Annotated in this window: 26 protein-coding genes and 1 pseudogene; 7 read left to right on the top strand and 20 right to left on the bottom strand. The window is 64.1% G+C overall.

Features of this window, described 5'->3' with window-relative positions; all coding sequences use genetic code 11:
• The first annotated feature begins 50 nt into the window (after positions 1 to 50).
• Positions 51 to 314, top strand: coding sequence for a hypothetical protein (locus JQ587_RS16215; protein WP_212298232.1), 264 nt, complete (start codon positions 51 to 53; stop codon positions 312 to 314).
• Positions 315 to 772: 458 nt separating this feature from the next.
• Positions 773 to 1,108, top strand: a complete 336-nt coding sequence (locus JQ587_RS16210; RefSeq protein ID WP_433995296.1) for a hypothetical protein — start codon at positions 773 to 775, stop codon at positions 1,106 to 1,108.
• A 122-nt stretch (positions 1,109 to 1,230) separates the two neighbouring features.
• On the opposite strand, the gene JQ587_RS16205 is transcribed toward JQ587_RS16210, so the two are convergent.
• The 12 genes from JQ587_RS16205 to JQ587_RS16150 form a co-directional block, all read right to left on the bottom strand.
• Positions 1,231 to 1,623 (bottom strand): DUF3052 family protein, encoded by a 393-nt coding sequence (locus tag JQ587_RS16205; RefSeq protein ID WP_349629507.1) that lies wholly within the window; start codon positions 1,621 to 1,623, stop codon positions 1,231 to 1,233.
• A 40-nt stretch (positions 1,624 to 1,663) separates the two neighbouring features.
• Positions 1,664 to 3,589: an ATP-dependent zinc metalloprotease FtsH gene (ftsH, locus tag JQ587_RS16200; protein ID WP_212298235.1), complete on the bottom strand. Its 1,926-nt coding sequence runs from the start codon at positions 3,587 to 3,589 to the stop codon at positions 1,664 to 1,666.
• 254 nt (positions 3,590 to 3,843) lie between these two features.
• A complete protein-coding gene (gene tilS / locus JQ587_RS16195; protein ID WP_212425929.1) occupies positions 3,844 to 4,941 on the bottom strand; it encodes a tRNA lysidine(34) synthetase TilS in 1,098 nt (365 codons plus the stop codon).
• A 74-nt stretch (positions 4,942 to 5,015) separates the two neighbouring features.
• Positions 5,016 to 6,056 carry a tol-pal system protein YbgF gene (gene ybgF, locus JQ587_RS16190; protein WP_212425928.1) on the bottom strand — a complete coding sequence of 347 codons (1,041 nt, stop codon included), beginning with the start codon at positions 6,054 to 6,056 and terminating at the stop codon, positions 5,016 to 5,018.
• A gap of 185 nt (positions 6,057 to 6,241) precedes the next feature.
• A complete protein-coding gene (gene pal / locus JQ587_RS16185; RefSeq protein ID WP_212298238.1) occupies positions 6,242 to 6,730 on the bottom strand; it encodes a peptidoglycan-associated lipoprotein Pal in 489 nt (162 codons plus the stop codon).
• Between the two features lie 262 nt (positions 6,731 to 6,992).
• The gene (locus JQ587_RS16180; RefSeq protein ID WP_212298239.1) at positions 6,993 to 7,739 is read right to left on the bottom strand and encodes an N-acyl amino acid synthase FeeM domain-containing protein; all 747 of its coding nucleotides are present in this window, start codon (positions 7,737 to 7,739) and stop codon (positions 6,993 to 6,995) included.
• Positions 7,740 to 7,916: 177 nt separating this feature from the next.
• A complete protein-coding gene (locus JQ587_RS16175; protein WP_212298240.1) occupies positions 7,917 to 10,253 on the bottom strand; it encodes a putative bifunctional diguanylate cyclase/phosphodiesterase in 2,337 nt (778 codons plus the stop codon).
• 245 nt (positions 10,254 to 10,498) lie between these two features.
• Positions 10,499 to 11,848 carry a Tol-Pal system beta propeller repeat protein TolB gene (gene tolB, locus JQ587_RS16170; protein WP_212298643.1) on the bottom strand — a complete coding sequence of 450 codons (1,350 nt, stop codon included), beginning with the start codon at positions 11,846 to 11,848 and terminating at the stop codon, positions 10,499 to 10,501.
• 41 nt (positions 11,849 to 11,889) lie between these two features.
• On the bottom strand, positions 11,890 to 12,852 hold the full coding sequence (locus tag JQ587_RS16165) for a protein TolA (RefSeq protein WP_212298241.1): 963 nt from the start codon (positions 12,850 to 12,852) through the stop codon (positions 11,890 to 11,892).
• A 4-nt stretch (positions 12,853 to 12,856) separates the two neighbouring features.
• Positions 12,857 to 13,309: a protein TolR gene (tolR, locus tag JQ587_RS16160; RefSeq protein ID WP_212298242.1), complete on the bottom strand. Its 453-nt coding sequence runs from the start codon at positions 13,307 to 13,309 to the stop codon at positions 12,857 to 12,859.
• Positions 13,310 to 13,352: 43 nt separating this feature from the next.
• Complete coding sequence (gene tolQ, locus JQ587_RS16155) at positions 13,353 to 14,069, bottom strand: protein TolQ (protein ID WP_057759169.1); 717 nt, start codon at positions 14,067 to 14,069, stop codon at positions 13,353 to 13,355.
• A gap of 499 nt (positions 14,070 to 14,568) precedes the next feature.
• Complete coding sequence (locus tag JQ587_RS16150) at positions 14,569 to 15,330, bottom strand: serine acetyltransferase domain-containing protein (RefSeq protein ID WP_212425927.1); 762 nt, start codon at positions 15,328 to 15,330, stop codon at positions 14,569 to 14,571.
• A gap of 296 nt (positions 15,331 to 15,626) precedes the next feature.
• Here JQ587_RS16150 and JQ587_RS16145 point away from each other — a divergent pair, with 296 nt between their 5' ends.
• The gene (locus tag JQ587_RS16145) at positions 15,627 to 16,790 is read left to right on the top strand and encodes an acyl-CoA desaturase (protein WP_212425926.1); all 1,164 of its coding nucleotides are present in this window, start codon (positions 15,627 to 15,629) and stop codon (positions 16,788 to 16,790) included.
• A 121-nt stretch (positions 16,791 to 16,911) separates the two neighbouring features.
• Here JQ587_RS16145 and JQ587_RS16140 read toward each other — a convergent pair whose 3' ends face one another.
• The 6 genes from JQ587_RS16140 to JQ587_RS16115 all read right to left on the bottom strand — a co-directional run bounded on the left by JQ587_RS16140 (position 16,912) and on the right by JQ587_RS16115 (position 20,009).
• Positions 16,912 to 17,169, bottom strand: a complete 258-nt coding sequence (locus tag JQ587_RS16140) for a hypothetical protein (RefSeq protein WP_212425925.1) — start codon at positions 17,167 to 17,169, stop codon at positions 16,912 to 16,914.
• Positions 17,170 to 17,235: 66 nt separating this feature from the next.
• The gene (locus tag JQ587_RS16135) at positions 17,236 to 17,406 is read right to left on the bottom strand and encodes a hypothetical protein (protein WP_212425924.1); all 171 of its coding nucleotides are present in this window, start codon (positions 17,404 to 17,406) and stop codon (positions 17,236 to 17,238) included.
• Positions 17,407 to 17,758: 352 nt separating this feature from the next.
• Entirely contained in the window at positions 17,759 to 18,253 is a 495-nt protein-coding gene (locus JQ587_RS16130) for a DUF2852 domain-containing protein (RefSeq protein ID WP_212298246.1), read from the bottom strand.
• 120 nt (positions 18,254 to 18,373) lie between these two features.
• Positions 18,374 to 19,126 carry a TetR/AcrR family transcriptional regulator gene (locus JQ587_RS16125; protein ID WP_212425923.1) on the bottom strand — a complete coding sequence of 251 codons (753 nt, stop codon included), beginning with the start codon at positions 19,124 to 19,126 and terminating at the stop codon, positions 18,374 to 18,376.
• 95 nt (positions 19,127 to 19,221) lie between these two features.
• Positions 19,222 to 19,584, bottom strand: a complete 363-nt coding sequence (locus JQ587_RS16120) for a YciI family protein (protein ID WP_212425922.1) — start codon at positions 19,582 to 19,584, stop codon at positions 19,222 to 19,224.
• 20 nt (positions 19,585 to 19,604) lie between these two features.
• Entirely contained in the window at positions 19,605 to 20,009 is a 405-nt protein-coding gene (locus JQ587_RS16115; protein WP_212425921.1) for a YciI family protein, read from the bottom strand.
• Between the two features lie 431 nt (positions 20,010 to 20,440).
• Here JQ587_RS16115 and JQ587_RS16110 point away from each other — a divergent pair.
• From JQ587_RS16110 to JQ587_RS37175, 4 genes and pseudogenes are all read left to right on the top strand, one after another.
• Positions 20,441 to 21,211: pseudogene (locus tag JQ587_RS16110) on the top strand (methyl-accepting chemotaxis protein); the annotation flags it as partial.
• A gap of 188 nt (positions 21,212 to 21,399) precedes the next feature.
• Positions 21,400 to 22,188 carry an SDR family NAD(P)-dependent oxidoreductase gene (locus JQ587_RS16105; protein WP_212425920.1) on the top strand — a complete coding sequence of 263 codons (789 nt, stop codon included), beginning with the start codon at positions 21,400 to 21,402 and terminating at the stop codon, positions 22,186 to 22,188.
• A gap of 141 nt (positions 22,189 to 22,329) precedes the next feature.
• Positions 22,330 to 22,767 (top strand): hypothetical protein, encoded by a 438-nt coding sequence (locus JQ587_RS16100; RefSeq protein WP_212298251.1) that lies wholly within the window; start codon positions 22,330 to 22,332, stop codon positions 22,765 to 22,767.
• Between the two features lie 701 nt (positions 22,768 to 23,468).
• On the top strand, positions 23,469 to 23,624 hold the full coding sequence (locus JQ587_RS37175) for a hypothetical protein (RefSeq protein ID WP_433995295.1): 156 nt from the start codon (positions 23,469 to 23,471) through the stop codon (positions 23,622 to 23,624).
• A gap of 97 nt (positions 23,625 to 23,721) precedes the next feature.
• Here the strand turns inward: JQ587_RS37175 and JQ587_RS16090 are convergent, their stop codons facing one another.
• Both JQ587_RS16090 and JQ587_RS16085 read right to left on the bottom strand, forming a co-directional pair.
• A complete protein-coding gene (locus tag JQ587_RS16090; RefSeq protein ID WP_212298253.1) occupies positions 23,722 to 24,135 on the bottom strand; it encodes a VOC family protein in 414 nt (137 codons plus the stop codon).
• Between the two features lie 39 nt (positions 24,136 to 24,174).
• Positions 24,175 to 24,711 (bottom strand): SRPBCC family protein, encoded by a 537-nt coding sequence (locus JQ587_RS16085; protein WP_212425918.1) that lies wholly within the window; start codon positions 24,709 to 24,711, stop codon positions 24,175 to 24,177.
• Positions 24,712 to 24,840: the final 129 nt, after the last annotated feature.

The following is a 24,840-nucleotide window of genomic DNA, read 5'->3' as shown; positions in this document are numbered from 1 at the left end:
CAGGGACAGGTTCTACCGGTTAGGTGCCTGCACAGAAGGAGGACAAATCCATGAAGGTCGCTATTGTCTTGCTGTCGACGGTCGCCCTCGCTGGCGCGGCTCTTGCGCAGAGCAGCACCTCGACGAAAACGCCCGGTCACGAGATGCAGCGCAAGGGTTCGAAGGCCGGTACCACCGGTGCATCCGGTTATTCGCCAGGGCACGAAATGCAGGCAAAAGGCGCCAAGGCTGGCTCGCCTGGCGCGTCGGGATATGCGCCCAGTCAAACGACCGGCTCGGCGTCCGGCACGGCAAGCAGCCACACCAAGAGATAGATTGAGTGCCGCCGATGCCCGCCGATCCTGCCGGCGGGCATTTTCCTGCGTCGTGCCGTCCCTGCTGCAAACAATGCCGAGAGAGGTCGACAATGCGCTTCCTTCCGATCATTCCCGCAATTTTTCTGCCCTTGTTCATGCTTGCCAGTCCCGCTTCGGCAAGGATCGGCCTGCCTGCTGTGGCGGATGACGAAGCGGTCATCCAGGTCCGGGGCGGGCACGGCCACGGCCACGGCCATGGATGGCACGGCAATCGCGGCCATCACTATGGATGGTATCGCGGCCGCGGCAACTGGAGGCATCGGTACTGAGGGCGCGCCGGCCAGCGAGCCTTTGCTCCGCGGCGCCGGCGAGAGACGACGTGTTGAGAGACGACTTGATAAGAGACGACTTGATAAGAGACGGCTTGCACACATTGATCCGCCTCCGGCATCATGAAGGCGGAGGCTCGCATTTCCGTGTCATTGAAAAATCCGGACGCAATCGCTGCCATCGTGTCAGCGCTTCGCCACGTCCACGGTGACGACATCGCACGAATGATGTTGGTCGAAGGCATGACCCTCGCCAACCTGATCGACGCGATGTTTTCCGCGCCCATGACGCACCGTGAGGCCGTCCGGGCGATCACCGACGGGCTGGACGATTTTGTCATTACGCCGGACCTGGGGGGCGTGTGGCACCTCAAATACATCTATGGAGACGCGCCCGGCTCTCTGCACGTGGTCGACTTGGAGATCGCCACGCCTGACGGTACGTTGGCGAGCAAGGACGTCTGGCTTCGCTTGTCGTCATGAGACGACGGGCCGGGTCATGGCGGCACGACGTCGTCACTTGGCCCGGACGCGGTGCGGAATGGTGGGGGCATGGCGCTTTCGCGCCTTTGCTCATGCGACGAGACCGGTGTTGCGGGCCGATGCTACTTCGCTTGCTTCGCGCGGTCCTTCACGGGGATCACGAGTTTCAGTCCCGACCAGATGTCGCTGACGGCGCAGATCTTGATATCGACGAGGCCGCTCGCGAGCGCGGCTTCGCGCACCAGGGCTTCCGTCACGTCGGTCACGACGCCTGAGGCCTTCTTCGGCCACGACGCCCAGATCATGCCATCCGGCGCGATGGCCTCGCGGTAGCGGCGCAGTTTTGCGGCGAGGCCTTTGGCCTCGGCTGCGAAGAGATGCACCATGTCGAGCGGCGGCTTGGAGGTCGTGGCGATGGTCACACCATCAGGCAATTCGCCGACGATGTCGCGATAGGGCGTCGCAAGACCGTCCACGAAAATACAAAAGCCCGGCTTGATGCCGAGCTTTTGCACTAACGGTTTGCCGGAGTAGCCGGCCATGTGACGCTAAGCGTTACGCCTGCGGCTGCGGCTCCAGGCCGGGATCCGCATCGGGCCGCGGGCGCGGCGACTTGCCGGCCGGAGGCACCGCGGAGGCGCGCGGCGTGGTCGGCTCGAGCACGGACTCGCGGTTCGGCTTCTTGCCCTTGAGCAGATCGACGATCTCGTCGCCGGAGAGCGTTTCGAACTCGAGCAGGCCCTTGGCCAAGGCTTCGAGATCGGCGTGCTTCTCGGTGAGGATGCGGGTCGCTTCCTTGTAGCCTTCCTCGACCAGGCGGCGAATCTCGGAGTCGATCTTCTGGACCGTCGCTTCCGACGCGTTCTGCGTCCGCGAGACCGACATGCCCAGGAACACCTCGTCCTGGTTCTCGCCGTAGGACACCGTACCGAGCTCCTCGGACAGACCCCAGCGCGTCACCATCATGCGGGCAAGGCGGGTGGCCTGCTCGATGTCGGAGGCGGCACCGGAGGTCACCTTCTCGCGGCCGAAGATCAGCTCTTCGGCGACGCGGCCGCCCATCATGATAGCGAGACGCGAGGTCATCTGCTCCAGAGACATCGACAGCTTATCGCGCTCGGGGAGCTGCATGACCATGCCCAGCGCGCGGCCGCGCGGAATGATGGTCGCCTTGTGGATCGGGTCGGTCGCGGGCACGTTGAGGCCGACGATGGCGTGGCCGCCCTCGTGATAGGCCGTGAGCAGCTTCTCTTCCTCGGTCATGACGAGCGACTTGCGCTCGGCGCCCATCATCACCTTGTCCTTGGCTTCCTCGAACTCGGCCTGGGTCACCATGCGCTTGTTGCGGCGGGCGGCGGTGAGAGCGGCTTCGTTGACGAGGTTCATCAGGTCGGCGCCGGAGAAGCCCGGAGTGCCGCGCGCGATGGTCTTGAGGTTGATATCCGGGGCCAGCGGAACTTTACGGACATGCACCTTCAGGATCTGCTCGCGGCCGACGACATCCGGATTGGGCACCACGACCTGGCGGTCGAAGCGGCCGGGACGCAGCAGCGCGGGATCGAGCACGTCGGGACGGTTGGTCGCGGCGATCAGGATCACGCCCTCGTTCGCCTCGAAGCCGTCCATCTCGACCAGCAGCTGGTTGAGCGTCTGCTCGCGCTCGTCATTGCCGCCGCCGAGACCGGCGCCACGGTGACGACCGACGGCGTCGATTTCGTCGATGAAGATGATGCAGGGCGCGTTCTTCTTGGCCTGCTCGAACATGTCGCGGACGCGAGAGGCGCCGACACCGACGAACATTTCCACGAAGTCCGAACCGGAAATGGTGAAGAACGGCACGTTGGCTTCGCCCGCGACCGCCCGTGCGATCAGGGTCTTACCGGTGCCGGGAGGGCCGACCAGCAGCACGCCGCGCGGAATGCGGCCGCCGAGGCGCTGGAATTTGCCGGGATCGCGCAGGAATTCGACGATCTCCTGCAGATCCTGCTTGGCTTCATCCACGCCGGCGACGTCCTCGAAGGTGACGCGGCCGTGGGCCTCCGTCAGCATCTTCGCGCGCGACTTGCCAAAACCCATCGCCTTGCCGGCGCCGCCCTGCATCTGCCGCGACAGGAAGATCCAGACGCCGATCAGCGCGATGAAGGGCAGCCAGGAGACCAGCAGCGAGACGAACCACGGCACGTTGTCGCCGGGCGGCTTCGCGGTGATCTGCACCTTGCTGTCATACAAGCGCTTCACCAGCGTCGGGTCGTTCGGCGCGTAGGTCTGGAAGCTCTGGCCATTGGTGAAGGTGCCATGGATGTCAGGCCCCTGGATCACGACGTCACGGACACGGCCCTGGTCAACGTCGCTCAGCAGCTGGGAGAAAGCGATGTCCTGCGAGGAGGCCCGCTGACCCGGATTCTGGAAGAGCGTGAACAACGCCAACAGCAGCAAAACAATGATGACCCAGAGGGCGAAATTGCGCAGATTGGCGTTCATCGATCTTCCTTCGTGGTCGCGCGGATCGCGGCCTCATCCTTGGGCTTTACGAGGAAATCCCCAAGGAATCCTCATCGTTAGACGCATACAATTTAGGTGCCGCCCCGCTCGCTGCCAAGGGAACGAGATGGGACTATTTAGCCCATCTTAGAGCGATTCCCGCTGAAATAATGGCACCAAAGCCGGGGTTTTTCCTGCCTGGTTAAGGCGTCCTGACGGCAGGCCGCAGAAACGGCCGGTGTCATGATCCGCCCTCATCCGCCCCCCTTGGGCCCAATCCTGGACCGCCGGGCCGGCGCAGGCGCGATGTGGATACGCCCCCCGGCAAGGCTGATCAAGGCTCCCGCCAGTGTCTGCTTCAGGATGGCGCGCCCATTTGCCGGTGCGCGGGCAGCCAAGGCCTGACCGAGCAGGCCCTGATCGAGCATGGCCTGATCGAGCGCGGCCAAGAGGGTCTCGACCTTGCCGAGTTCCGCCGGCCCTTCGTGCCCGAGCCCGTCGATGGCCCGCAGCAGGAGCCGCAGTCGGACTTCTTCCGGCAAGGTGGCGAAGGCCGCGGCTTCGAAGCTGCGAACGCCCGGCTGCGGCGCAACGCCGCGATCCCGCAAGCGGAGGAAGCGCTCGGCGCCGTCGGTCAGCACCTCGACCGCCGCATTGGCGCGGGCGAGCCGCATCGAAAGCCGCACCAGTGTGCGGGTATCGCCGCCCTCGGCTGCGAGCTGCGGCAGCAGCGCCCGCAGCCGCGGCCGCGTGAAGGACGCGTCGCGGTTGGTGGGATCGTCGGCAAAGCTGATCCTGGCCCGCTTCAGGGTCGCGATGAGCTGCGATTTCGGGACGTCGAGCAGCGGCCGCGCCAGCACGAGACCGTCGCGCCTCGTGTGGCGCGCCATCGCCGAAAGCCCGGCAATGCCGCTGCCGCGGAGCAGCCGCATCAGAAGCGTCTCGGCCTGGTCGTCGCGGGTATGGGCGGTCAGCACATGGCTCGCGCCGGCTGCGCGCGCGGCTTGCGCCAGCAAGCGGTAGCGCGCCTCGCGCGCCGCCGCGGGAAGTCCCGTCTTCGGCTTGGCGCCGCGCCAACGCAGGGTCCGGTGCGTCAGGCCGAGCTCGGCGGCCAGCCGCTTGACCTCGCGCGCCTCGCGCGCCGCCTCAGCGCGCAGGCCGTGATCGACCGTGACGACGGTGAGCTCGGGGCCGCGCGCGAGGCTGCGGCGCCAGCGCGCCGCGAGCCACATCAGCGCGACCGAGTCGGGGCCACCGGAGACGGCGAGCACCAGCGCCGGCGCAGCTTTCAGCTCGGCGAAGAGCTGCTTCGCCGCGTGCGCGGAGATCGGAGAATTGTCGTCGTCTGACATGACGCGGCCCAGCGGAATGGCGGGCATGACTTTAGCGCAGCACCATCCGCCTTGTCAGCGAGCAGCGTCGTGCGTCAGCACTTCACCCGCTTCTGCTCGCGGTCGACGGCGGCTTTGACGCCGGCCGAGGCGCGCGGATATTTGCGGCCGACCTCGCCGAAGGCGGCGCAGGCGGCCTCCTTCTCCTTCAGCGCGGCGAGCGACTGGCCGAGCCGCAGCAGCGCATCCGGCGCCTTGGCCGATTTGTCATATTTGGTGGTGACGGCGAGAAAGGCCTCGGCGGAATCGCGATATTGCTGGCGCTGGAAATAGCTTTCGCCGAGCCAATATTGCGCGTCGCCGAGCAGCGGGTCGCTCGGATATTTCGCGGCAAAATTCTTCATGGTCTGTTCGGCGAGCGCGTAGTCCTTGCGCTGCATGTAGCCGATGCCGAGGTCGAACTCGTCGCGCGGCGTCGCCGAGGGCGGCAGGGTGGCGAGCGCCGGACCACCGGCCTGCGGCGGAGAGCCCTGCTGGGCCGGCGGATAGCCGGGCTGGACTGGCGCCGCTGCCTGCGGATAGCGGCCGCCATTGTTGTTGAGGTCGAGCGGCTCGCCGGCGCCGCGTCCGCCGGGCGCGCCGCCGGCCTGCATCGGCTGCTGGCCGCCGCCGAGCGCGCGCGGTGCGCCGGGCGCATTCGGGCTCTGGCTCGGATCAAAGGCATCGCCGCGGCGGCGACTGCCGGGCGCACCGGGGCCCGGCTGCTCCTGGACGATCGGCGCGGGAGACGCGATCTGCGGCTGCTCGTAATTCGGCTGCACCGCCTGTTGCTGCGGCGGCTGCTGACGATAGGCCGGCGCGACTTGCGCGGGCGGGACGGCGGCGACATTGGGCTGGACCGGCGCCTGGCCAGGCGCGCCTTGCGCGCCGCCCTCGAGCGCCCGCAGCCGCTCTTCGAGCTGGCGGTTGCGATATTGCAGCTCTTCGTTCTGGCCGGTGAGCTGGCGCAGCTGGTTCTCCAGCCGCTCGATCCGCATCTCGGGATCATCGTCCTGCTGGGCGAAGACGGGCGAGCACAAGGGGAGCAGCGCGGCGATGGCCACGGTGCCGGTAAAGACCTTAAATCTGGATGACATCTTGCCCTGACGACGAAAGCGAAATGGCCTGCGACGGAACATGCGACGCGCCACACATTGAAGGGGAGTACGCCAAAACTGTGGCTGCTACCAAGGGGTTTTAGGTCACAGATCGCTGAAACGAAACCGGCGCCCGTGAGGGCGCCGGTATATTCGGTTGCCAAAGATGAACGGCGCCTGAAGCGTCAGGAGCTCGCGTTCAGCACGGTCACAGCACGACGGTTCTGCGACCAGCAGGAGATGTCGTTACACACGGCCACCGGGCGCTCCTTGCCGTAGGAGATCGTGCGCATGCGGTTCGGATCGATGCCGCGCGAGGCGAGGAACGAGCGCACCGACTGGGCGCGGCGAGCGCCGAGCGCGATGTTGTATTCGCGGGTGCCGCGCTCGTCGGCATGACCTTCGATAGTGAAGGAGTAGCGCGGATAGGTCTGCAGCCACTGCGCCTGCTTCTCCAGCGTCACGATCGCCTGCGGGGTCAGATCGGTCTGGTCGCTCTCGAAGAACACGCGGTCGCCCACGTTCACCACAAAGTCCTGCTGGCTGCCCGGCGTCGCCGCGCTGGCATTGGCATCCATCCCCATGTTCTTGTTGGCGCAGGCGCCCATCGACAGGGCGATGGCAAGCACCGCGGCCAGCTTCAATCCCTGGAGGATACGCATAGGATATTTCATTCCGGAGCCTCCACGCTCACGTTCGTCCACTGCTGTCCGGTCTACAGGGGGTTGGTTAAGCGAACGTTCCGTCAACCTTGACGGAACCTTGCCTCAGCCGGTCAAATGCCCCCAACCCGCGAAAAGCACCCATCATGGTTAATGGGTTGTAAATGTGGCGCGAGGGTGAAGGCAAGCCGCGTCAAGCGGGAAACTGCCGATTCCGCCGGAATTCTGAGCCTTGATGGCCCGACAACGCGGCGACGGGCGGAACTGCTGCCGATCAGGCCAGGGTGACGGCCGAAACACCGCGCGCGCTCGGAACGAGCGTCGGCCGGGAGACGGCCTGAGTCTGGGCGGCGCGATCGAACAGCATCCGTCGCTCGAACGCGCTCGAGCGCATGATTGGAAAGCGCCTCAAGACCCGTTCCTTGAGATTCGCGAAATCGGAGGCCATCAGGACCACCTTCCTGGAGTGCCAGCCTGGAAACGGGCGCGGCTCCGTCAGGGTCTCATGAAGGAAGATCCGGCGATAGAACGCCTGGTGATCCGTTCGCACCATGGCAAGTCCGAGATCTGCATTGAAATGATCGCAGGCCAGATAGGCCAACCTCAGTGTCAGATAGGGAAGCTCGTGAAACCGCTGGCTCTTTTCCGGGTCTGCAGCAAAGCGCGCGGGATCGACGAAAACCTCGCCACGATCGAGGCGAGAGTTGAGAACATCGCCGAACAACTCGGTGGTGTAGGACATCCGCAATTCTGATGTCAGGACGTGAAGGCGAAGAGAACTGCAGAGCTCCCCGTCGAGATAGACGCCGAATATCCAGGCGTTGGGTGCGTCGTCGTATGTATCGACGATCCGCTGAGACGCGGATGGGGAGATCAATCCGCCATGCAGATAGGCCCTGTAGCGCATCGCGTAGACAGCATCGCGATCCTCGGGAGTTTCGATGAGGCGGTAGTCGACGCGGTCGAACAACGCGGCTCCACGAATTTCGAGCGGCGCACGCGACTCGGCTCCTGACTTCATCTGATACTCCCGCCGCCCGGGCAACTTCCGCGAGCATCCGAAAGATTAATGACTCCTTAACCGAAATGCAAAGGGTTCGAATCGTTAGGGTTAAGAACGGCCCCCGTAATAACCCGGGGAAACGCAAGAGAAATCTGCAGGAAATAGCGAGAAAACATCGCAGGCGAGTGCGTGAAGCTAGGCGAACGACCGCGAGGAAATCGCGACGACCTGAGCGTCCGCGATGCGACGACCATGGGAAGCGTCGAGCAATTGACGAATTCGGATCGCCGGAACCGGTCGGCTGAACAGGTAGCCCTGCCCTTCCGAGACGGTGCCGTCCGCACTGATCAGTTCGAGTTGCTCGTTGGTCTCGATGCCCTCGACCACGACCGACATGCCGAGATCGGCGGACAGCCGCGCCACGCCGCGCAGCAGCGTCAGCGGCCGATCTGTATCGATGCCTTCGAGGAAGGAGCGATCGATCTTCACCTTCTGCATCGGGAAGTTATGCAGGTAGCTGAGGCTGGAATAGCCGGTGCCGAAATCATCCAGCGAGATGCGCACGCCGAGCGCGTGAAGCTGTGACAGGATGTCGTGCGTGAGCTGGGTGTTGCGCAACAACGAGGATTCGGTGATCTCGATCTCGAGACGATGCGCCGGCAGGCCCGACACTTCGAGCGCGTAGCGGATCTCGCTCAGCACGTCGCGCTGGTGGAACTGCTGCGGCGAGAAGTTGACGGCGACGCTGACGCCTTCGGGCCACTTCATGCACTCCATGCAGGCGCGGCGCAGGATCCAGCGGCCAAGATCGACGATCAGGCCCATGTCCTCGGCGACCGGGATGATGTCGATCGGCGATACGGTGCCGCGCACCGGATGATTCCAGCGCAGCAGCGCCTCGCAGGTGGTGATCTTGCCGGACTTCAGATTGACCAGCGGCTGGTAGAACAGCTCGAATTCCTCGTTGGCGAGCGCCTTGCGCAGGTCGAGTTCGAGGATACGGCGGGCCTCGACGGTCGCGGCCATCTCGTCGCGGAAGAAGCAGAAGGTGCCGCGGCCGTCGGCCTTGGCGCGGTAGAGCGCCATGTCGGCGTTCTTGAGCAGCGTGTCGGCGCTGATGCCCTCCGGCGAAGTCAGCGCGATGCCGACGCTGGCGCCGATCTCGACCAGGTGATTGTCGATCCGGTAGCGCTCGCTCAGGCGCTCGACGATACGGCGGGCAAGACTCGCGGCATCCTCTGCCGCGTTGATATTCTGCTGGAACACGACGAACTCGTCGCCGCCGAAGCGGGCGACGAAGTCCTCGGGCCGCAGCATCTCGCGCAGGCGGTTGGCCACCGCACAGAGGAGCTGGTCGCCGCAGGGATGGCCGAGCGTGTCGTTGACCTGCTTGAACTGGTCGAGGTCGATGAACAGCAGCGCGCAGAGCCGGTCGGAATGACGCGAGGCCGCCAGCAGGGATTCGATCTCGTTGCGGAAATGGACGCGGTTGGGGAGCGCCGTCAGCTCATCATAGCGGGCAAGATGCGTGATCTTGGCCTCGGCGTTGCGCCGCTCGGTCACGTCCTCGAGCAGCAGCACCGCACCGCCATCGGCCATCGGCTGGACCGTCCAGGACAATGACCGGTTTCTCGCCTCGTCAGGGTCGACGGTAACGATTTCCCTCGCCTGTGAGTTCTCGATCTCGGCGATGATCGTCTCGGCGCTCGCGGCCGAGATGGCGCCGGAGCTGGCGCAAGCCGTCAGGATATCGCGCGCGCTGGTGCCGCCCCGAATGAGATCGTCGGGAAGGTTCAGCATCTCGCCGAACCGGTGGTTCATCACCGCGAGCTGCCTGTCGACGCGGAACATGCACAAGCCGTGCGGCATGTTGTTCAGGGCGGTGTCGAACTGGCCGGCGAGCGCAGCTTCGCGTTCACGAGCCACGACCGCCCGCATGAATATTTTGTGCAGATTGGCCGAGAGTTGCATGATCGCCAGCAAGAATGCGGCGCTCACGAACGACATTGCGATGTAGTAGGGCGTGCCATGCGATGCCAGCGCGATGACCGCCGGACCGAACATGAGCCCGGCCTGCAGACGGTATATCGACGGCCGTCCGTAAGCGCGTCCCGCACCTCCACCGACAATCCCGGTGGTGATGGACAGAGCGATCATATGGACGACAGCGTCGTCAGTGCTCACCAATGCCAGGGAGCACCAGATTCCAATGGCCGCGGCCTGGATCAGCGCCCCGGCCAGGTAGCGCTTTTGCCAGAGCTCGGCTTCTCGGGCGGTCAGGGTCGCTTTGCGAGGCAGGAATCGCCGCAAGTCCAACAACCGGATAGCTCCGGCCAGGATGATCAGCGCCACCGTGGCCCAGGTGACACTTTGTCCGGTCCTCAGCGCGGTGATGGCAGCGCCGATGGCCACGAAGACGATGCCCGCAAACAGCGGACCGGGCGCCTCGAACAGGGAATCGTTCAGCGCCGCCGAAATTATCGGCGAGGCCTGCCGTTTGTCGGGCTCTCCGCTGTGGCTTGCGAACTGCATCTGTTTTTGTACGCGCGTCCTGTCTGACGCGTACTTTTACCCAGACCAGATGAAGCCTTTCTGAGGGAACATCGTTAAAGTCGAGTTGTTTCTCGGCAATAGCGAAGCTATTTCTGCTGAAATATCAAGCAACTAGGCAAGGCTTGCCGAGCACAAGGTGAAGGAAAGCTTGCCGCGCGCGCAGAACTCCGAAAAATCGGCGCTTGTTTTCGACAACATCGCGCGTTGCGAAACGCGCGATGGATCTATTGACCCGCGGTCGCGGAGAGCAGCGGCGACCACGCCGGATCGGACGCGAAGCCCGGCGTCGGCACTTTCAGCTCGTTGCGGCCGGAGATGTCGACGGAATAGAGCGACGGTCCGGCATTGCCGCCGGGATCGCGGAAGAACATCAGCACGCGCCCGTTCGGCGAGAAGGTCGGGCCTTCATTGTGGAAGCCTGAGGTGAGCAGCCGCTCGCCGGAGCCATCAGGCTTCATGACGCCGATCGAGAACTGTCCGCCGCCCTGCCTGGTGAAGGCGATGTAATCGCCGCGCGGCGACCATACCGGCGTCGAATAGGTCGCGTTGTTGTCGTCCTTGGAGAAGGAGATGCGCTGCGCCTGTCCGCCGCCCGCCGCCATCACATAGATCTGCGACCTGCCGCCGCGATCGGACTCGAAACAGATGCGGGTGCCGTCCGGCGAATAGGACGGAGACGTGTCGATCGCCGGCGTGTCGGTGAGGCGCGTGGTCGAGCGCGAGCGCAGATCCATCACGAACAAATTGGAATTGCCGCCCTGCTGCAGGCTCATGATGACGCGCTGGCCGTCCGGCGAGAAGCGCGGCGCAAAGGTCATGCCGGGGAAGTTGCCGACGATCTCGCGTTGGCCGGTCTCGATGTTGAACAGATAGACCTTCGGATCGCCCTGCCCGAACTCCATGTAGGTGATCTCTTGCGAGTTCGGCGAGAAGCGCGGCGTCAGCACGAGGTCGGAGCCGCGGGTCAGATAGCGCACATTGGCGCCGTCCTGATCCATCATCGCAAGCCGCTTGACGCGGCGCTCCTTCGGCCCTGACTCGTCGACGAACACGACGCGGCTGTCGAAATAGCCCTTTTCGCCGGTCAGCTTCTCATAGATCTGATCGGAGATGATGTGGGCGATGCGGCGCCAATATTCCGGCGACGTGAAATATTGCTGGCCCGCGAGCTGCTGGCCGGTGATCACGTCCCACAGGCGGAATTCGGCCTTGAGCCGGCCGTCCGGCTGCCGCGTCATGCGGCCGGTGACGAGGGCCTGCGCGTTGAGGGTCTTCCAGTTCTCGAATTGCGGCGCGACGTCGATGTTGCTGACGCGCTCGATGAAGGCGGCCTGGTCGATCGGCGCAAACAGGCCCGAGCGCTTCAGATTGTTGGTGATGACCTGCGTGACGCCGTTGCTGACATCGCCGTCCGCGGGCGAGCCCGGCACGAAATTGGTGATCGCAATCGGGATCGGACGAAACTCGGTGGGATCAATGCGGAGGCGCGGCGGTTGGCCCTGGGCGAAGGCCTGTCCGCCCCCGAGCATCGCGAGCGTCGAACCGGTCAGGGTCATGAAGTGGCGGCGGTTCATCGATCGAACGTCATTCATTGCAAAATTCTTTTGTCCGGATGTCACAACATGTCTTTCAGGCCGAAAGTCATCGGAATGAGCTTCCAGCTGTCGTATTGCTGCTTCGGCAGGAACGAATAGACTTGGCACTGCACGATGGCACGCTTGGCACTCTCCGCCACCGCCTGGGCGATCGACCGCGACGGTCCGCGCACCGCGACGATGACCGGCTCGGATGCGAGCGATCCGTCGATCCTCATGGGAATGTCGATGTCGGCTTCGTATTGGTTGGCGTCCTGCCCGTTATAGGTGGGCGTGAAGCAGCGCTTGACCGCGCCCTGGAATGCACCTTGCCAGGTCGCGACATTGTTGGCGGCTGTCCCTGATGTCGAGCCAAGCGACGCCGACGCGTTCAGCGCCGAGCCGGTGAGTTCGTGCCGGGTCGCAGCACGCTTGTCGAGGTCGCGGGCAATCTGTGCGGGATCGAAGGTGCGCTCCTTGGGTTTCGGCTGCTGCTGCGGCTGCACCGCCGCGACCTTCTGCTCCACGGGCTTCGGCGGCGGCTTCTTGGTGTCCAGCTTCTTCTGGAGCTCGGCGATCGGATCTTCCTTGGCCGGATCAGGCTTCTTTTCCTGCGGCTTCGGCTCTTCTTTCGGCTTGGCCTCCGCGACCGGCTTCGGCGGATCGGGTTTCTTCTCGACCGGCTTTTCGACAGGCTTCGGCGGCGGCGTGTCGGGGGTCGAGTTGGTCTTGATCAGCTCTTTCTTCTCGGTGACCTTGCCGACGGCATCTTCCTCGGGCTTGGCCTCGGCGATCTTCTCGACCTTGGGCTTCGGCTCTTCCTTCTTGCCGGTCTTCTGGCCGTTGGTGATCTGCGCGAGCTGGTCGCTGGAGATGATGTCGATCGGCAGCGATTCTTCGGGCGCGATGAAGGCCTTGCTGCTAAAGGTGAGCAGCCCCCATCCGATCACGAGGACGTGGAGGGCAATCGACGCAACGAGTGTCTTGTCGACGTTCACCTTCACCGCTTCAAGTCCCCTGATCCGCTTCGGTGACGAGCGCCAGCTTCTTGAAGCCCGCCCCCGACAATTGGCCCATCACCTTGGCCACCGTGCCGTAATCCGCCTTCTTGTCGGCGCGCAGATAGATGCGCTCCTCGAGGCCGCCGCGCGCGTCCGTGATCGCCTTCAGCTTCGGGATCAGTTCGTTCAGCGCGACCTCGGCGTCATTGATGAAGACCTTGCCGTTGATGTCGATCGACATCTGAAGCGGCTTCTGGTCATTGTTTTCGAGGCTCTTGGCCTGGGTCTGGGGCAGGTCGAGCGGCACGCCGACCGTCAACATCGGCGCCGACACCATGAAGATGATGAGCAGCACCAGCATCACGTCGACCATCGGCGTAACGTTGATCTCGGCCACGACCGGCTTGCGCCGGCCACGGCGCCCGCCGCCTCCGGACGAACTCGCGACGTTCATGCCCATGGCTTGGTGCCCAATCCCGCCTTCACACTATACCTCCCGTCCCTCAGCCCCGCTCGTCGATCTGGCGGGACAGGATGGCCGAAAACTCGTCAGCGAAACCCTCGAGCCGTTGGGCCTGCCGGTTCACCTCGGAGGTGAACTTATTGTAGAAAATAGTGGCAGGAATGGCGGCGATAAGGCCGACCGCGGTCGCAAACAGCGCTTCCGCGATACCGGGCGCCACGACCGCCAGAGAGGTATTTTTCGACGCAGCGATCGACTGGAAGCTCGACATGATGCCCCAGACCGTGCCGAACAAGCCGACGAAGGGGCCGGCGGAGCCGACGGTGGCGAGCACCAGCAGGCGGCGCTCCAGCCGCTCGACCTCGCGGGCGATCGAGACGTTCATGACCTTGTCGATGCGCATCTGCAAGCCCGCGACCGAGCGGGCGTGGCTCTCGAAGGAGCGCTTCCATTCGCGCATCGCGGCGACGAAACAGGCCGCCATGGAATGGGTCGGCTTGGCCGAGAGCGTGCGATAGAGCTCCTCGATCGACTCCCCGGACCAGAACGCCTGCTCGAAGCGGTCCATCGAGCGGCGTGTGCGGGCATAGAGGAAGATCTTGTCGATCGCGATGGCCCAGACCCAGACCGAGCAGGACAAAAGGCCCAGCATGACGCATTTCACGATCCAGTGAGCCTGCCAGAACAGCGCAATCAGCGACACGTCGGCGGAGGCGGCAACCGGAAGGGCGGACTGAGCCATTTCGGCCGGATTCATCAGTAATATCCTCTCAAGACGATCGTTTTTGGCGATCGTTACCTATGTCCCGGCTAGCCAAATGGCGAGCGGTTCCCCAATAGCCGCGCTAGAACCGGCGCGGCCGGCAAGCCCGCTCAAAGCCTTGTCTTTCTGGGGTACAGGGGGCTTGTCCAAAGCCGCCGCCTGCATTCCCTGCCAAGATGTCAAAACTAAGGGCCTCGACGACAGCTCCGGGCGCGATTGTCCATGATTACCAGAGCCCGGCGATGGTTAATGCCGGGTTACCAGGGACGAATTTGGCTGCGGGAAAGGAAGGCAGCGCAGGGGGATGGCGCGTGTCGGGCGCGGGGCCGGAGGTCGCAGGGTGCGGCGTGCTGCGCCGCGTATTGAGCCTTGCAGCAGGCACGGCCAGGACCTGTCGCGTCGCCCGGAGGAACCAGCCCCTCCCCAGAGAATTGGCCCGAAATCACTCTTGGCGAGGATTTGCCACCGCCGCGCGGCTTGAGCGAGGCGCGCGTCAGGCCACGCGTTCAGCGCAATTGGCCAGCCGCGCAGGATTGCCAACCGCGGTGCAGCCGCCGGGGACATCCGATGTCACGACCGTGCCGGCGCCGATCTTGGCAAAATCGCCGATGCGGATGTCGCCGAGAACGCTGGCATCGGCGCCGATATAGACATGGCGGCCGATACGCGGCGAGCGCGTCGGCAATTCACTGCTGCGGCCGATGCTGACGTTTTGCAGGATGGTGACCTCGTCGCCGATCACGACATGGGCGCCGATGACGATGCCGGTGGCATGGTCGAGATAGACCGCCGATCCAATCGTCGCGGCGGGATGAATGCTGACCTGCAGGACGTTCGAGGACTCGTTCTGAAACAGCAGCGCCGCATCACGATGGTCATGACGCCAGAGCCAGTGCGAGACGCGCCAGGCTTGCAGCGCGACATATCCCTTGAAATGCAGGAGCGGCGGCAACAGGCCGGCAATGGCGGGATCGCGGCGTACGATGGCCTGCAAATCATGGCTGGCCGCTTCGATCAGATCCGGCTGGCTGCGAAAGGCATCGCGGGAGAATGCAGTGAAACGTTCGCGCTCCGCGGCGCTGGCGCCAAGCCGGCGTCCGATCAGATCAGCGAGCGCCGCCGCGAAATCATCATGGGCAAGAATGGCGCCGGCAACGGCCTTGCCAAAGATTGGATCCGCGGCGGCGGCGCGCTCCGCTTCGTCGCGAATGCTTCGCCAGAGGCTGTCGCTCGCCATGATCGCAGCTTCCGCCATCGTCGCCTCCGGTATTTTGATGCTTCCCAATATAGGTCGTGGGCAAAGCAGCGCCAGCGGCACCGCCGAGCCGAGCATGATGCCGCAGCTCCCCGTGAGGCTACGAGCTTGCATGCCAGAGGCCCGCGACCCTATAGTCCGGCGGATTTTCGGCCGACGCTGTGTTGGCCGGGAATGTCGAAAGCATCTCAAGCCCGCGCGGTGGTCCGCCATCCGCGGGTTTTTCGTACCCGGTGGCCTCCTGCGCTACCGACACACCAGTCCCTGATCCCCTCATCCGAGGTTACGCCAAGAACATGTCGCCCAACGCGCCCGCCGACGACCAGCACGACGACATCATGTACCCCTCCGCCGTGCCGTTCCTGCTGGTCCATCTCGGCTGCTTTGCGGCGATCTGGTCGGGCGTCACGTGGCAAGCCGTCGCGATCTGCGGTTCGCTGTATGTCGTGCGCATGTTCGGGGTCACGGCGGGCTATCACCGCTATTTCTCCCACAAGGCTTATGCGACCAGCCGGGTGTTTCAGTTCATCCTGGCCTTCATTGCGCAAAGCACCGCACAGAAAAGCGTGTTGTGGTGGGCGGCCAAGCACCGACATCATCATCTGCATTCCGATACTGAACACGACGTGCATTCGCCGCGTCAGCGCGGCTTCCTGTACAGCCATCTCGGCTGGATCTTTTATCGGGAGCACGACACGACCGACCTCGTGAAGGTCGGCGATCTCGCAGTCTATCCGGAGCTGATGTGGCTGCATCGGCTGGAGCTTCTGCCAGCCTTCGTGCTTGCAGGGCTCTGCTTCCTGGTCGCGGGATGGTCGGGCCTCGTCGTCGGCTTCCTCTGGAGCACAGTGCTGGTCTATCACGCCACCTTCTGCATCAATTCGCTGGCCCATGTGCATGGACGCAAGCGCTACGTGACGGGCGATGATTCCCGCAACAACTGGCTGCTGGCGTTGTTCACGCTCGGTGAAGGCTGGCACAACAATCACCACGCCTACCAGAGCAGCGTGCGGCAGGGTTTTCGCCGGTGGGAAATCGATGTGACCTTTTACGTCCTGACGATCCTGTCCTGGTTCGGCATCGTCTGGAACATGAAGGCGCCGCCGGAGCAGGTGCTGCGCAACGAGCAGCCGCTCGGCGCGCGCGTCATCAATCGCGCCGCCCGCGAGCTTGCCGGGCGGTTCGATGCGCACGCTCTGGCGCACGCGATCTCGTCGGCCCTGCACCGGGCCGATCCCGCCCAACTGCACCTGCCGACGCTGCACGACATCCTCAATCGCGCGCATGATGGCGTCGATGCGCTCACGCATCTGCATCTGCCGAAGATTCCGACCCGCGACGAGTTCCTCACCGAAGCCAAGGCGATGTTCGCGCGAACGCGATCCCTCAACGAGATCGTCGACCACGCTTACGAGCACTTCCTCACGTCGGTGCGCGCGCAGCTCGCGACAGTGCGCTGAAGCGCGCGGTCATCGCGCGCGTTGCCTGTCCGCGTTCGCTTGCGCAAATCGAACGCATAGAGCCAGCCACCCGCCGCGACGAGGGCGGGCAGGATGAAGAGCGCGATATCGCTGAGCAGGATCATGGCTCGAGGCCCGCTTTCGCAAAAATGATGGCGCGGCTGAGCGCAAGCGAGGCCAGAAAATAGAGAAAGCAGCCGAGAAAGAACTTCCAGGATTCGCCGACCTGCCAATGCGGATAGAGCTCAACCTTGGTCGGCCATCGATTGAGGAATGCGATCGCCATCGGAATAAAGCCGCCGAACCGGTCGAACAGCGCGCTGACGCGCTCCAGCAGCGCGATGCGCTGGTCGATCTGCTTGCGTTCGGCGTTGGTCATGGTGGGACCTGTTAGCGCGCTGGGCAGCGTTGTCAGGGGTTGGTCGTGCCCCGCGGGAAACAGGTTCTATGGCGCCGGGCGATCTTGGGCATGGCTGGATACGACACCGCAAAACTGACGGCCGCAGACGCGCAAATGGCAGTCGGGATCGCCCGCGCAGCTGCCATAGACGAAGCTGATATAGCCCAGCACCACCAAGGCGGTGACGCCGAGCAGCAGGCGGGTGGTGAAGTCCATGACGCGCTTGACCCAGACATGAGATGTGTGTCGGCCGAAGCGGCACACGCAAGTCTTAGTGTCGGGTAGCGCAGTCGAGGTTCTGGCTCCGCGGAGCCCCTCAGACGCTCGATCGTCTCCGTCTCCCCGTTCTTACGGGGAGACGGTTGGGGTGAGAGGGGGCCTCTCTCCAGACGCTCGATCGACGATGGACCTGTACCCCCTCACCCGAATTCGATCTGCGATCGAATTCGACCTCTCTCCGCAATCGGGGCGAGGTGAAAAACCAAACCGCCCGCCTGCGGGGTGCGCAGGCGGGCGGCTCGGGGCCATCAGGACTTTGGGGGCATGCGCCTGAAGGCTTTGAGAGGTATCAGCCCTGCTGCTGGTCGGTCGGCGGCGGGGTCGGACGCGTCTTGTGCTGAGCCATGAACTGGTCGAACTCTTCCTTGTCCTTGGCGTGACGCAGACGGTCGAGGAAGTTCTTGAACTCGACCTGCTCCTCCTCGAGCCGACGCAACGTCTCGCTGCGATATTCGTCGAAGGCGCGGTTGCCGGAGGTCGGCGGGCCGAAGCCAAAGCCGCCGAAGCCGCGGCGCTCCATGCGGTCGCGCATGCGGTCCATCTTGTACTGCATCCGCTCCATCTTGTTCTGCCAGCGATCCGAGTTGCTCCAGCACGACATTCTTCTGCTCCCGAGTGTGAAAAAGAGAAGGGCAAGTCCGATCGGCCACCAGATGATGAAGCCGAGGATGGTCACGGCAATCCAGCCAGGATGCCAGGGTGTATCGAGCATGTGAGGCCGCTCGTACGATTGCTGTTGGTCCGAGGGGCCGCGCCAGCGATTGACATCAGCGGTGTAGGCCATTTCCCTTCTCCATCACGGCATCGCGCCGTTGTGAATGTAAATAACATTTACATAGCTAGACCATCCCGCGATTTTGTCAAGCTGGCGGCCCGGCACGCCCGCGGAATTATTTGCGCAATTTTATTTCGGCTTGCCCCAAGGACCAGCTGGAGCGCCGCCCGGCGGCACGCCGGAACCGGAGGCCGCCTCCGGTGGCACCGGCGGCGGCTCGGCGCTTTTCGCTTTCGGCCTGCGGTCGGTCGGGAAGCCAAGGCCGCGCAGATAAATCAGCACTTCGGCCTCCAGCAGTTCATCCGGCGACATCGGCAGTTTTCGCCGCGCGGCGTCCCCACGCGAGAACAACGAGGCGACGCCGTGCGCCATCGACCAGATATGCAGCGCCATCATCATCGCCGGCGGGCGCGGCGTGCCGGGCGGGGCGAGCGCCGCAAGCCGCTCGGCGGCGGCGCGAATGACGTTGAAAGCGCGCTCGCTTGCGGCCTGGAGCGCCGCATTGGCATCGACGGGCAGACCGGATTCGAACATCGCGTTGTAGAAAGCGGGCTCTTCGCGGGCAAAGGCGAGATAGGCCCGGCCGACGCGCTCGAACGCCGTGACGGTGTCCGGGCGCCCGTCGTCCCAGGCTGCGGTCAGCCGCGATTCAAACTGCTCAAAACCGCGCTGGGCGATCGAGGACAACAGCTCGTCACGGTCGCGAAAATGCCGGTAAGGCGCCGCCGCGCTGACGCCCGCCATGCGCGCGGCATCGGCAAAGGTGAAGCCGGCCGCGCCCTTCTCGGCGATCAGCCCGAGGGCGGCCTGCAGAAGTGCTTCCTTCAGATTGCCGTGGTGATAGCCGCGCTCGGCGCGGCGCTGCTCCTTGCGCCAGCTCATGTGAACGATCTTTACATGAGCTGGTGGTGAAGGTCACTAGCGGCAACGGGTTTTGGTGAACCCGGACTTGTACGTCTGCGACGATCCGATGAGCCCTAGCCGCCCGGGATCGGCAGCACCGGCATGATCTCGACGCGCTCGCCCGGGAAGATCGCGAAGTGCGGGTGATTTTCGAACATCTTGGCAGCGGCCTCATGCGAGGCGGCGCGGACCACGGTGAAGGCGCCCATCTCGTTGGCGATGTCGGCGACGCCCTTGCCGTCGACCCTCTTGGTCTTGCCGAGCGGACCGCCCATCGCCTGGATCGCGCCCTGGTGCTTCTCGACCCAGCCCTTCCAGGCCGCCATGCCCTCCATTTCCTTCGCCTTGCGCTCGGCCTCGGACATCGCGTTCCACGCAGCCCATTTCGGGCCGCTCTTGCTGCCGAGGAAGACGGCGAGATAGGTATCGGTGCTCATCGGTTTTCTCCCTTGCTCGATTAGTTTTTCAGGTCGTCGAGGCCGGCCGCAGCCGCCTGCACGTCGGGCGGAAAGTCGCTCATCTCCTGCACCTGACGGATCTCGATGATCTCATTGGCTGAGGCCGGGCACTGCTTAGCCCAGGCAATCGCCTCGTCGCGCGAGGCCACCTCGATCATCCAGTAACCGCCCAGCACTTCCTTGGCTTCCGCGAAGGGGCCGTCGGTCACGACGGGCACGCCGGTCGCAAACGAGACGCGGGCGCCCATCGACGGCGGATGCAGGCCGTCCAGCGTGATCAGCACGCCGGCATCCTTCAGCGCCTCGTTGTAGCGCATCATCGCGGCGACCCGTTCGGGATCGAGTTGCACGTCCGCCGGCGCTGTCTCGTAGCCGAGCGGGATCATCAGCATCATGAATCGCATGCGGTTCCTCACGAGCGAGCCGTCCGACCCGCGCTCACTTCTAAGACGAACGGCCTTCTACAAGGCCGACACGGCCGGGAAAATTATTTCGGAGGTCATTGCCTGGGGCCGGCGCGACTGTTGGAGCGCGCTGCGTCAACGCGCCGCGCAAATGAGCCCCCGTACAAATACGACCCTACTTATGAATCCTACCGTGCATAAGAATCGGGAACGTGTGCGCCCCGAAGGACATGGCCGGAGCACGTTCAATTACGGCGCCGATTCCGGTTCCTGCAAGAATTTGCAGTTGCTCAAGCAGCTCATGCAACTTTTCGGCTGAGGGCAAACGGGACGGCAATCCTGCCGATTCGCGTTGGGAACGTTGCGGGGCTGAGGTGTTCAATTTTCAAAGCAAGAAGGTCAGGCACGCGGTCGCCGAGGTCGAAGCGCTCGACCGCTCGCAGGCCATGATCGAGTTCGGCCTCGACGGCACCATTCTCGATGCCAACGAAAATCTCCTGAAGATGAGCGGCTACTCGCTCGCGGAGATCAAGGGTAAGCACCACAGCATCTTCGTCAGCCCGGCCGAGCGCGAGAGCGCGCGCTATCGCGATTTCTGGGCCAGTCTGAACCGCGGCGAGTTCGAGGCGGCCGAGTTCAAGCGGATCGCCAAAGGCGGCCGCAAGAAGGCCGACAATGCCCGCGGGCTGATCGAGGCGGTCGCCGCCGGCAGCGAGCAGATGAGCGCCTCGATCCGCGAGATCTCCGAGACCATGGCGAAGTCGCGCGAGAACTCCAAGACCGCGACCACGCGGGTCGACGCCGCCGACCTCCAGGCCCAGAAGCTGAACGCAGCCGCGCAGGCCATGACCGGCATCGTCGAGATGATCGCCGGCATTACCAGCCAGATCAACCTGCTCGCGCTCAACGCCACGATCGAATTGGCGCGCGCCGGCGAAGCCGGCCGCGGCTTTGCGGTGGTAGCGTCCGAGGTGAAGAACCTCGCCGGTCAGGCCAAGCAGGCGACCGATACGATCACGTCGGAAATCGACGCGCTGAACACCATCTCCGGCGACGTCGCGAGCTCGCTGACCGCCATCAAGGTCGCAATCGCCGGTGTCAACGAGTTCATCGCCTCCACCGCCGCCGCGGTCGAGGAGCAGAGCATCGTGACCTCGGACATGTCCGCGAACATGCAGCGCGCGTCGGCGGAACTGTCTTAGCTTCCACTCTATCACCGTCATCCTTCGAGGGCCGCCAAGAAGCGGTCACCTCGGGGGGGGGGCGGATCTGACCAGTCTGCCGGCTGTATTCACTCATCGTCTGCCCTCTTCCTCGCTAGGACTAAAGCGCAGTAAAAGGAGTGGGTACCTACACGCCCACCTCGTTTCGACACAGGACAAACCAGCCCATGCCAGCCTCCCCGCAGAAAGTCGCCCTCGTCACCGGTGCCGCGCGCGGCATCGGACTTGCGACCGCGAAGAAGTTTCTCGCGGAAGGCTGGCGCGTCGGGCTGCTCGATATCGAGGGCGAGCTGCTCGCCGAGGCCGTCGCCGACATCGGCAAGAGCGACGACACGCAGGCGCTCGTCTGCGACGTCTCGGACGGCGCCGCGGTCGGTGCCGCGATGAAGACGGTCGAGCAACGTTTCGGCCGGCTCGATGCGCTGGTCAACAACGCGGGCATTGCGGTATTCGCTCCGCTGATGGAGACGCCGGAGACCGACTGGCGCCGCGTGCTCGAGGTCAACCTCACGGGCCCGTTCCTCTGCACCAGGGCGGCAGTGCCGTTGATGCGCGACAGCGATGGCGGCGCCATCGTCAACATCACCTCGATCTCGGCCGTGCGCGCCTCGACGCTGCGCTCGGCCTACGGCACCAGCAAGGCCGGGCTCGCACATCTCACCAAGCAGCTCGCGGTCGAGCTCGCCTCGCTCAACATCCGCGTCAATGCGGTCGCGCCGGGGCCGGTCGACACCGCGATGGCGAAGCAGGTGCACACCAAGGAGATCCGCGCCGACTATCACGACGCCATCCCGCTCAACCGCTACGGCCTGGAGGAGGAACTCGCGGAAGCGATCTTCTTCCTGTGCTCCGGAAGCGCGAGTTATATCACCGGCCAAATTTTGGCCGTCGATGGCGGCTTCGATGCGGCAGGCATCGGCCTGCCGACCTTGCGCGGCGAACGGCGGAACGGGTAGAACCTTGTAGGGTGGGTTAGCACTGCGGCTGCGCGAAGCGCGGCCGCTGCGCGTAACCCACCTCTTCTCGCGCGGCGCGAAAGATGGTGGGTTACGCCTTCGGCTAACCCACCCTACGGCACTGAATTCGTGGAGTGCTTCATGCGACGCGTCACTGTCCCCAAAGCCGTTGCACTCGCTGCCGCCCTGCTCGCTTCCGCACCTGCCGCGGCCGAGATCCGGATCATCCAGTCCCCTGGCGGGCAGGTCGGACCGTTCCTTGATCTGTTCGAGAAGGTGCGCGCGAGCGGCCAGCGCGTGGTGATCGACGGCCCGTGCTTGTCGGCCTGCACGCTGGTGCTCAGCATCGTGCCAGGCGAGCGGATTTGCGTCACGAAGCGCGCGGTGCTCGGCTTTCACGCCGCACGTTCGGTCGATCGACGTGGTCGGTTCTATGCCGAGCCGGAAGCATCCGAAGCCGTGCTCGAGGCCTATCCGGGCGCGGTCCGCGACTGGATCAGCCGCCGCGGCGGCCTCACCTCACGGTTGCTCCTGCTGAAGGGCCGCGATCTCGCCGCGATCTATCCGCGCTGTCGATGATCGTCACTCTTGCAGAAAGGAACCCATCGGGCGTTCGCCCTGATGTTCCCAATCACTTGCGCAGTCGCAACGGTCGGCTGGCTCTGCATGCTCGCACAGGGAGCCGCGGCCGTCACAAACTGGCTGTTCCTCTACGGGAAGGCAATCTGGATCATCGGCGCGAGCTTCACGCTGGCGCAGATGAGCATTCCCCACAGAGCAAAATTGATTTGTAGCGCCGCCGCCATCGGTCGCTCCCTTCCAAGTCACGCCCGCCCTTATTTGTAGCTATTGTGAACATGATTAGCGATTCCGGCGGAAGTTCACAGCCTAATCTTGCGCCAGTTGTTGTGCGATGCGATCCGCTTCGTGTCACAAAGCCGCGCACGCAGTTCTCGCAACGTGACGCGCGTGCACGAATCTCCTTTCGGCCATGCTGGCGACGTCGTTTTCCCTCAAGTCCCAGGTAAGCGTCGCAATGCAAAGTTTTCCACGCGAATTTGCGTGGCGTATCGCACAGTAGGTTCGGCATGGCCCGGCACATTTTCGTCTTGCTCAGTTTTTGCGCAGCGCTCGCGGGATGCTCGGCCGCGCCGGCGGCGGAGCGTCGCCCAATCGCATGGGACGGGCTCGGTCGTGATCCCAATCGTCCCATTGTGACAAAGCATCGCCTTGCCAATCACACAGCACCAGAGAGCGACCCCAATGTGGAGCGGCGAAGGGTGCTCGCCACGCTGCGCCCCTATTCCGACGCATGGTGGGCTGTCCACGACGAGATCGAGGCCGAGAACGACAGGCAGATCGGCTCGAGGCTCGTGATCTGTCGCAGTTGCGTGACGCAGCCGCCAAGCGAGGACGTGACCGGATCGATCCGCTGAGATCCTGCCGGGTGATGCGGTTCCGCGCGCCCCTCTCTCGCAAACTGTTCAAACATGGAGAGAGGGTCTCGCCGCTCAACGCATATCGCCCGTGTGCTCACATCCCTTCGGCCGGACAGTTCACCATCCAGGGAATCCCGAACTTGTCGACACACATGCCGAAGCCCTTGGCCCAGAACGTCTTGCTGAAGGGCATCGTGACGGTTCCACCGTCCGCGAGCGCGTTGAACTTGCGCTCGCCCTCCGCGGGGTCCGCGACCGTGAGCGAAATCGAGAAGCCCTGGGGCTTTTGGGCATGCTCGGGCGGTGAGTCGGATGCCATCAGCACGCTGCCGTCGGGCAGCGACATCCGCGCATGCATGATCATCTTCTCGCGTCCAGGCGATGGGCGCATATCGGCGGGCGCTTCGCTCGCACGCATCATCATCTCGATCTTGCCGCCGAGCACCTTGGCGTAATGATTGAATGCGGCTTCGCAGGTGTCCTGATAGAACAGATAGGGATTGAGCATCGTTTCTCTCCTCTTCGTTTCGCCGGACGGTGACTGACGTTACTTCTCCGTGAGCTTCTTGAGGCCCGCGAGGCCGGCCTCGAAATCCTTGCCGATCATATTGTCCATGTTGACGAAGACCTGCATCACCTTGGACATGAAGGGAGCCGGACCGTACATCGCCCATGTGACCAGTGTGGCATCGCCTTGCGGCACAAAGGTGAACTCCGCGGTGTTGTGGCCTTCGAAGGGCCGCTCGAAATCGAGCTTGATACGGAGTTTCGACGGCGTGCTCGCCTCGAGGATCTCCATATGACCGGCGCCGACATTGTTGTTGCCGTCCCAGGCATAAGTGGCACCCTTCCCGGCCGCAGTTCCCCCGAAGGTGCGCTTCATCGCGGGATCGCGCTCTTCATAAGGCGACCAGTTGGTCCAGAAGTGGAAATCGGCGACCAGCGGATAGATCGCCGCGGCCGGCGCCTTCAGCGCGAGCGAGCGCTCGACACGGAACGTGTCGGGTTTGGTCGACGCGAAAACGAAGATGCCTGCGATCCCGACCGCGAGCACGACAGCGATAATGGCAATGAATCTCAACATGGACGACTCCCTTGATCCGGGATTAAGACGAAGGGGGGTGGCCGTGGCCGACACACGGGAAGCAAATTTTTGCACCGTGCCCGCTCCGCGTCATGGCCGGGCTTGTCCCGGGGCATGACGTCGAGGAGA

Origin of the sequence: Bradyrhizobium manausense (genome assembly GCF_018130615.1) — a bacterium.
In the GTDB taxonomy this organism is placed as follows: domain Bacteria; phylum Pseudomonadota; class Alphaproteobacteria; order Rhizobiales; family Xanthobacteraceae; genus Bradyrhizobium; species Bradyrhizobium manausense_A.
This window is presented reverse-complemented; position numbering and strand designations above follow the sequence as displayed.

Excerpts from the sequence above, each read along its gene's own strand:
- pal (WP_212298238.1), bottom strand. The coding sequence starts at position 6,730 with ATGAAATATCCTATGCGTATCCTCCAGGGATTGAAGCTGGCCGCGGTG.
- JQ587_RS16130 (WP_212298246.1), bottom strand. The coding sequence starts at position 18,253 with ATGGCCTACACCGCTGATGTCAATCGCTGGCGCGGCCCCTCGGACCAA.
- tolQ (WP_057759169.1), bottom strand. The coding sequence starts at position 14,069 with ATGAATCCGGCCGAAATGGCTCAGTCCGCCCTTCCGGTTGCCGCCTCC.
- ftsH (WP_212298235.1), bottom strand. The coding sequence starts at position 3,589 with ATGAACGCCAATCTGCGCAATTTCGCCCTCTGGGTCATCATTGTTTTG.
- JQ587_RS16125 (WP_212425923.1), bottom strand. The coding sequence starts at position 19,126 with ATGAGCTGGCGCAAGGAGCAGCGCCGCGCCGAGCGCGGCTATCACCAC.
- JQ587_RS16100 (WP_212298251.1), top strand. The coding sequence starts at position 22,330 with ATGCGACGCGTCACTGTCCCCAAAGCCGTTGCACTCGCTGCCGCCCTG.
- JQ587_RS16105 (WP_212425920.1), top strand. The coding sequence starts at position 21,400 with ATGCCAGCCTCCCCGCAGAAAGTCGCCCTCGTCACCGGTGCCGCGCGC.
- JQ587_RS16180 (WP_212298239.1), bottom strand. The coding sequence starts at position 7,739 with ATGAAGTCAGGAGCCGAGTCGCGTGCGCCGCTCGAAATTCGTGGAGCC.
- tolB (WP_212298643.1), bottom strand. The coding sequence starts at position 11,848 with ATGAACCGCCGCCACTTCATGACCCTGACCGGTTCGACGCTCGCGATG.
- JQ587_RS16135 (WP_212425924.1), bottom strand. The coding sequence starts at position 17,406 with ATGGACTTCACCACCCGCCTGCTGCTCGGCGTCACCGCCTTGGTGGTG.
- JQ587_RS16120 (WP_212425922.1), bottom strand. The coding sequence starts at position 19,584 with ATGAGCACCGATACCTATCTCGCCGTCTTCCTCGGCAGCAAGAGCGGC.
- JQ587_RS16090 (WP_212298253.1), bottom strand. The coding sequence starts at position 24,135 with ATGCTCAATCCCTATCTGTTCTATCAGGACACCTGCGAAGCCGCATTC.
- tilS (WP_212425929.1), bottom strand. The coding sequence starts at position 4,941 with ATGTCAGACGACGACAATTCTCCGATCTCCGCGCACGCGGCGAAGCAG.
- JQ587_RS16145 (WP_212425926.1), top strand. The coding sequence starts at position 15,627 with ATGTCGCCCAACGCGCCCGCCGACGACCAGCACGACGACATCATGTAC.
- ybgF (WP_212425928.1), bottom strand. The coding sequence starts at position 6,056 with ATGTCATCCAGATTTAAGGTCTTTACCGGCACCGTGGCCATCGCCGCG.
- JQ587_RS16115 (WP_212425921.1), bottom strand. The coding sequence starts at position 20,009 with ATGCGATTCATGATGCTGATGATCCCGCTCGGCTACGAGACAGCGCCG.
- JQ587_RS16085 (WP_212425918.1), bottom strand. The coding sequence starts at position 24,711 with ATGTTGAGATTCATTGCCATTATCGCTGTCGTGCTCGCGGTCGGGATC.
- JQ587_RS16150 (WP_212425927.1), bottom strand. The coding sequence starts at position 15,330 with ATGGCGGAAGCTGCGATCATGGCGAGCGACAGCCTCTGGCGAAGCATT.
- JQ587_RS16140 (WP_212425925.1), bottom strand. The coding sequence starts at position 17,169 with ATGACCAACGCCGAACGCAAGCAGATCGACCAGCGCATCGCGCTGCTG.
- JQ587_RS16175 (WP_212298240.1), bottom strand. The coding sequence starts at position 10,253 with ATGCAGTTCGCAAGCCACAGCGGAGAGCCCGACAAACGGCAGGCCTCG.
- JQ587_RS16215 (WP_212298232.1), top strand. The coding sequence starts at position 51 with ATGAAGGTCGCTATTGTCTTGCTGTCGACGGTCGCCCTCGCTGGCGCG.
- tolR (WP_212298242.1), bottom strand. The coding sequence starts at position 13,309 with ATGGGCATGAACGTCGCGAGTTCGTCCGGAGGCGGCGGGCGCCGTGGC.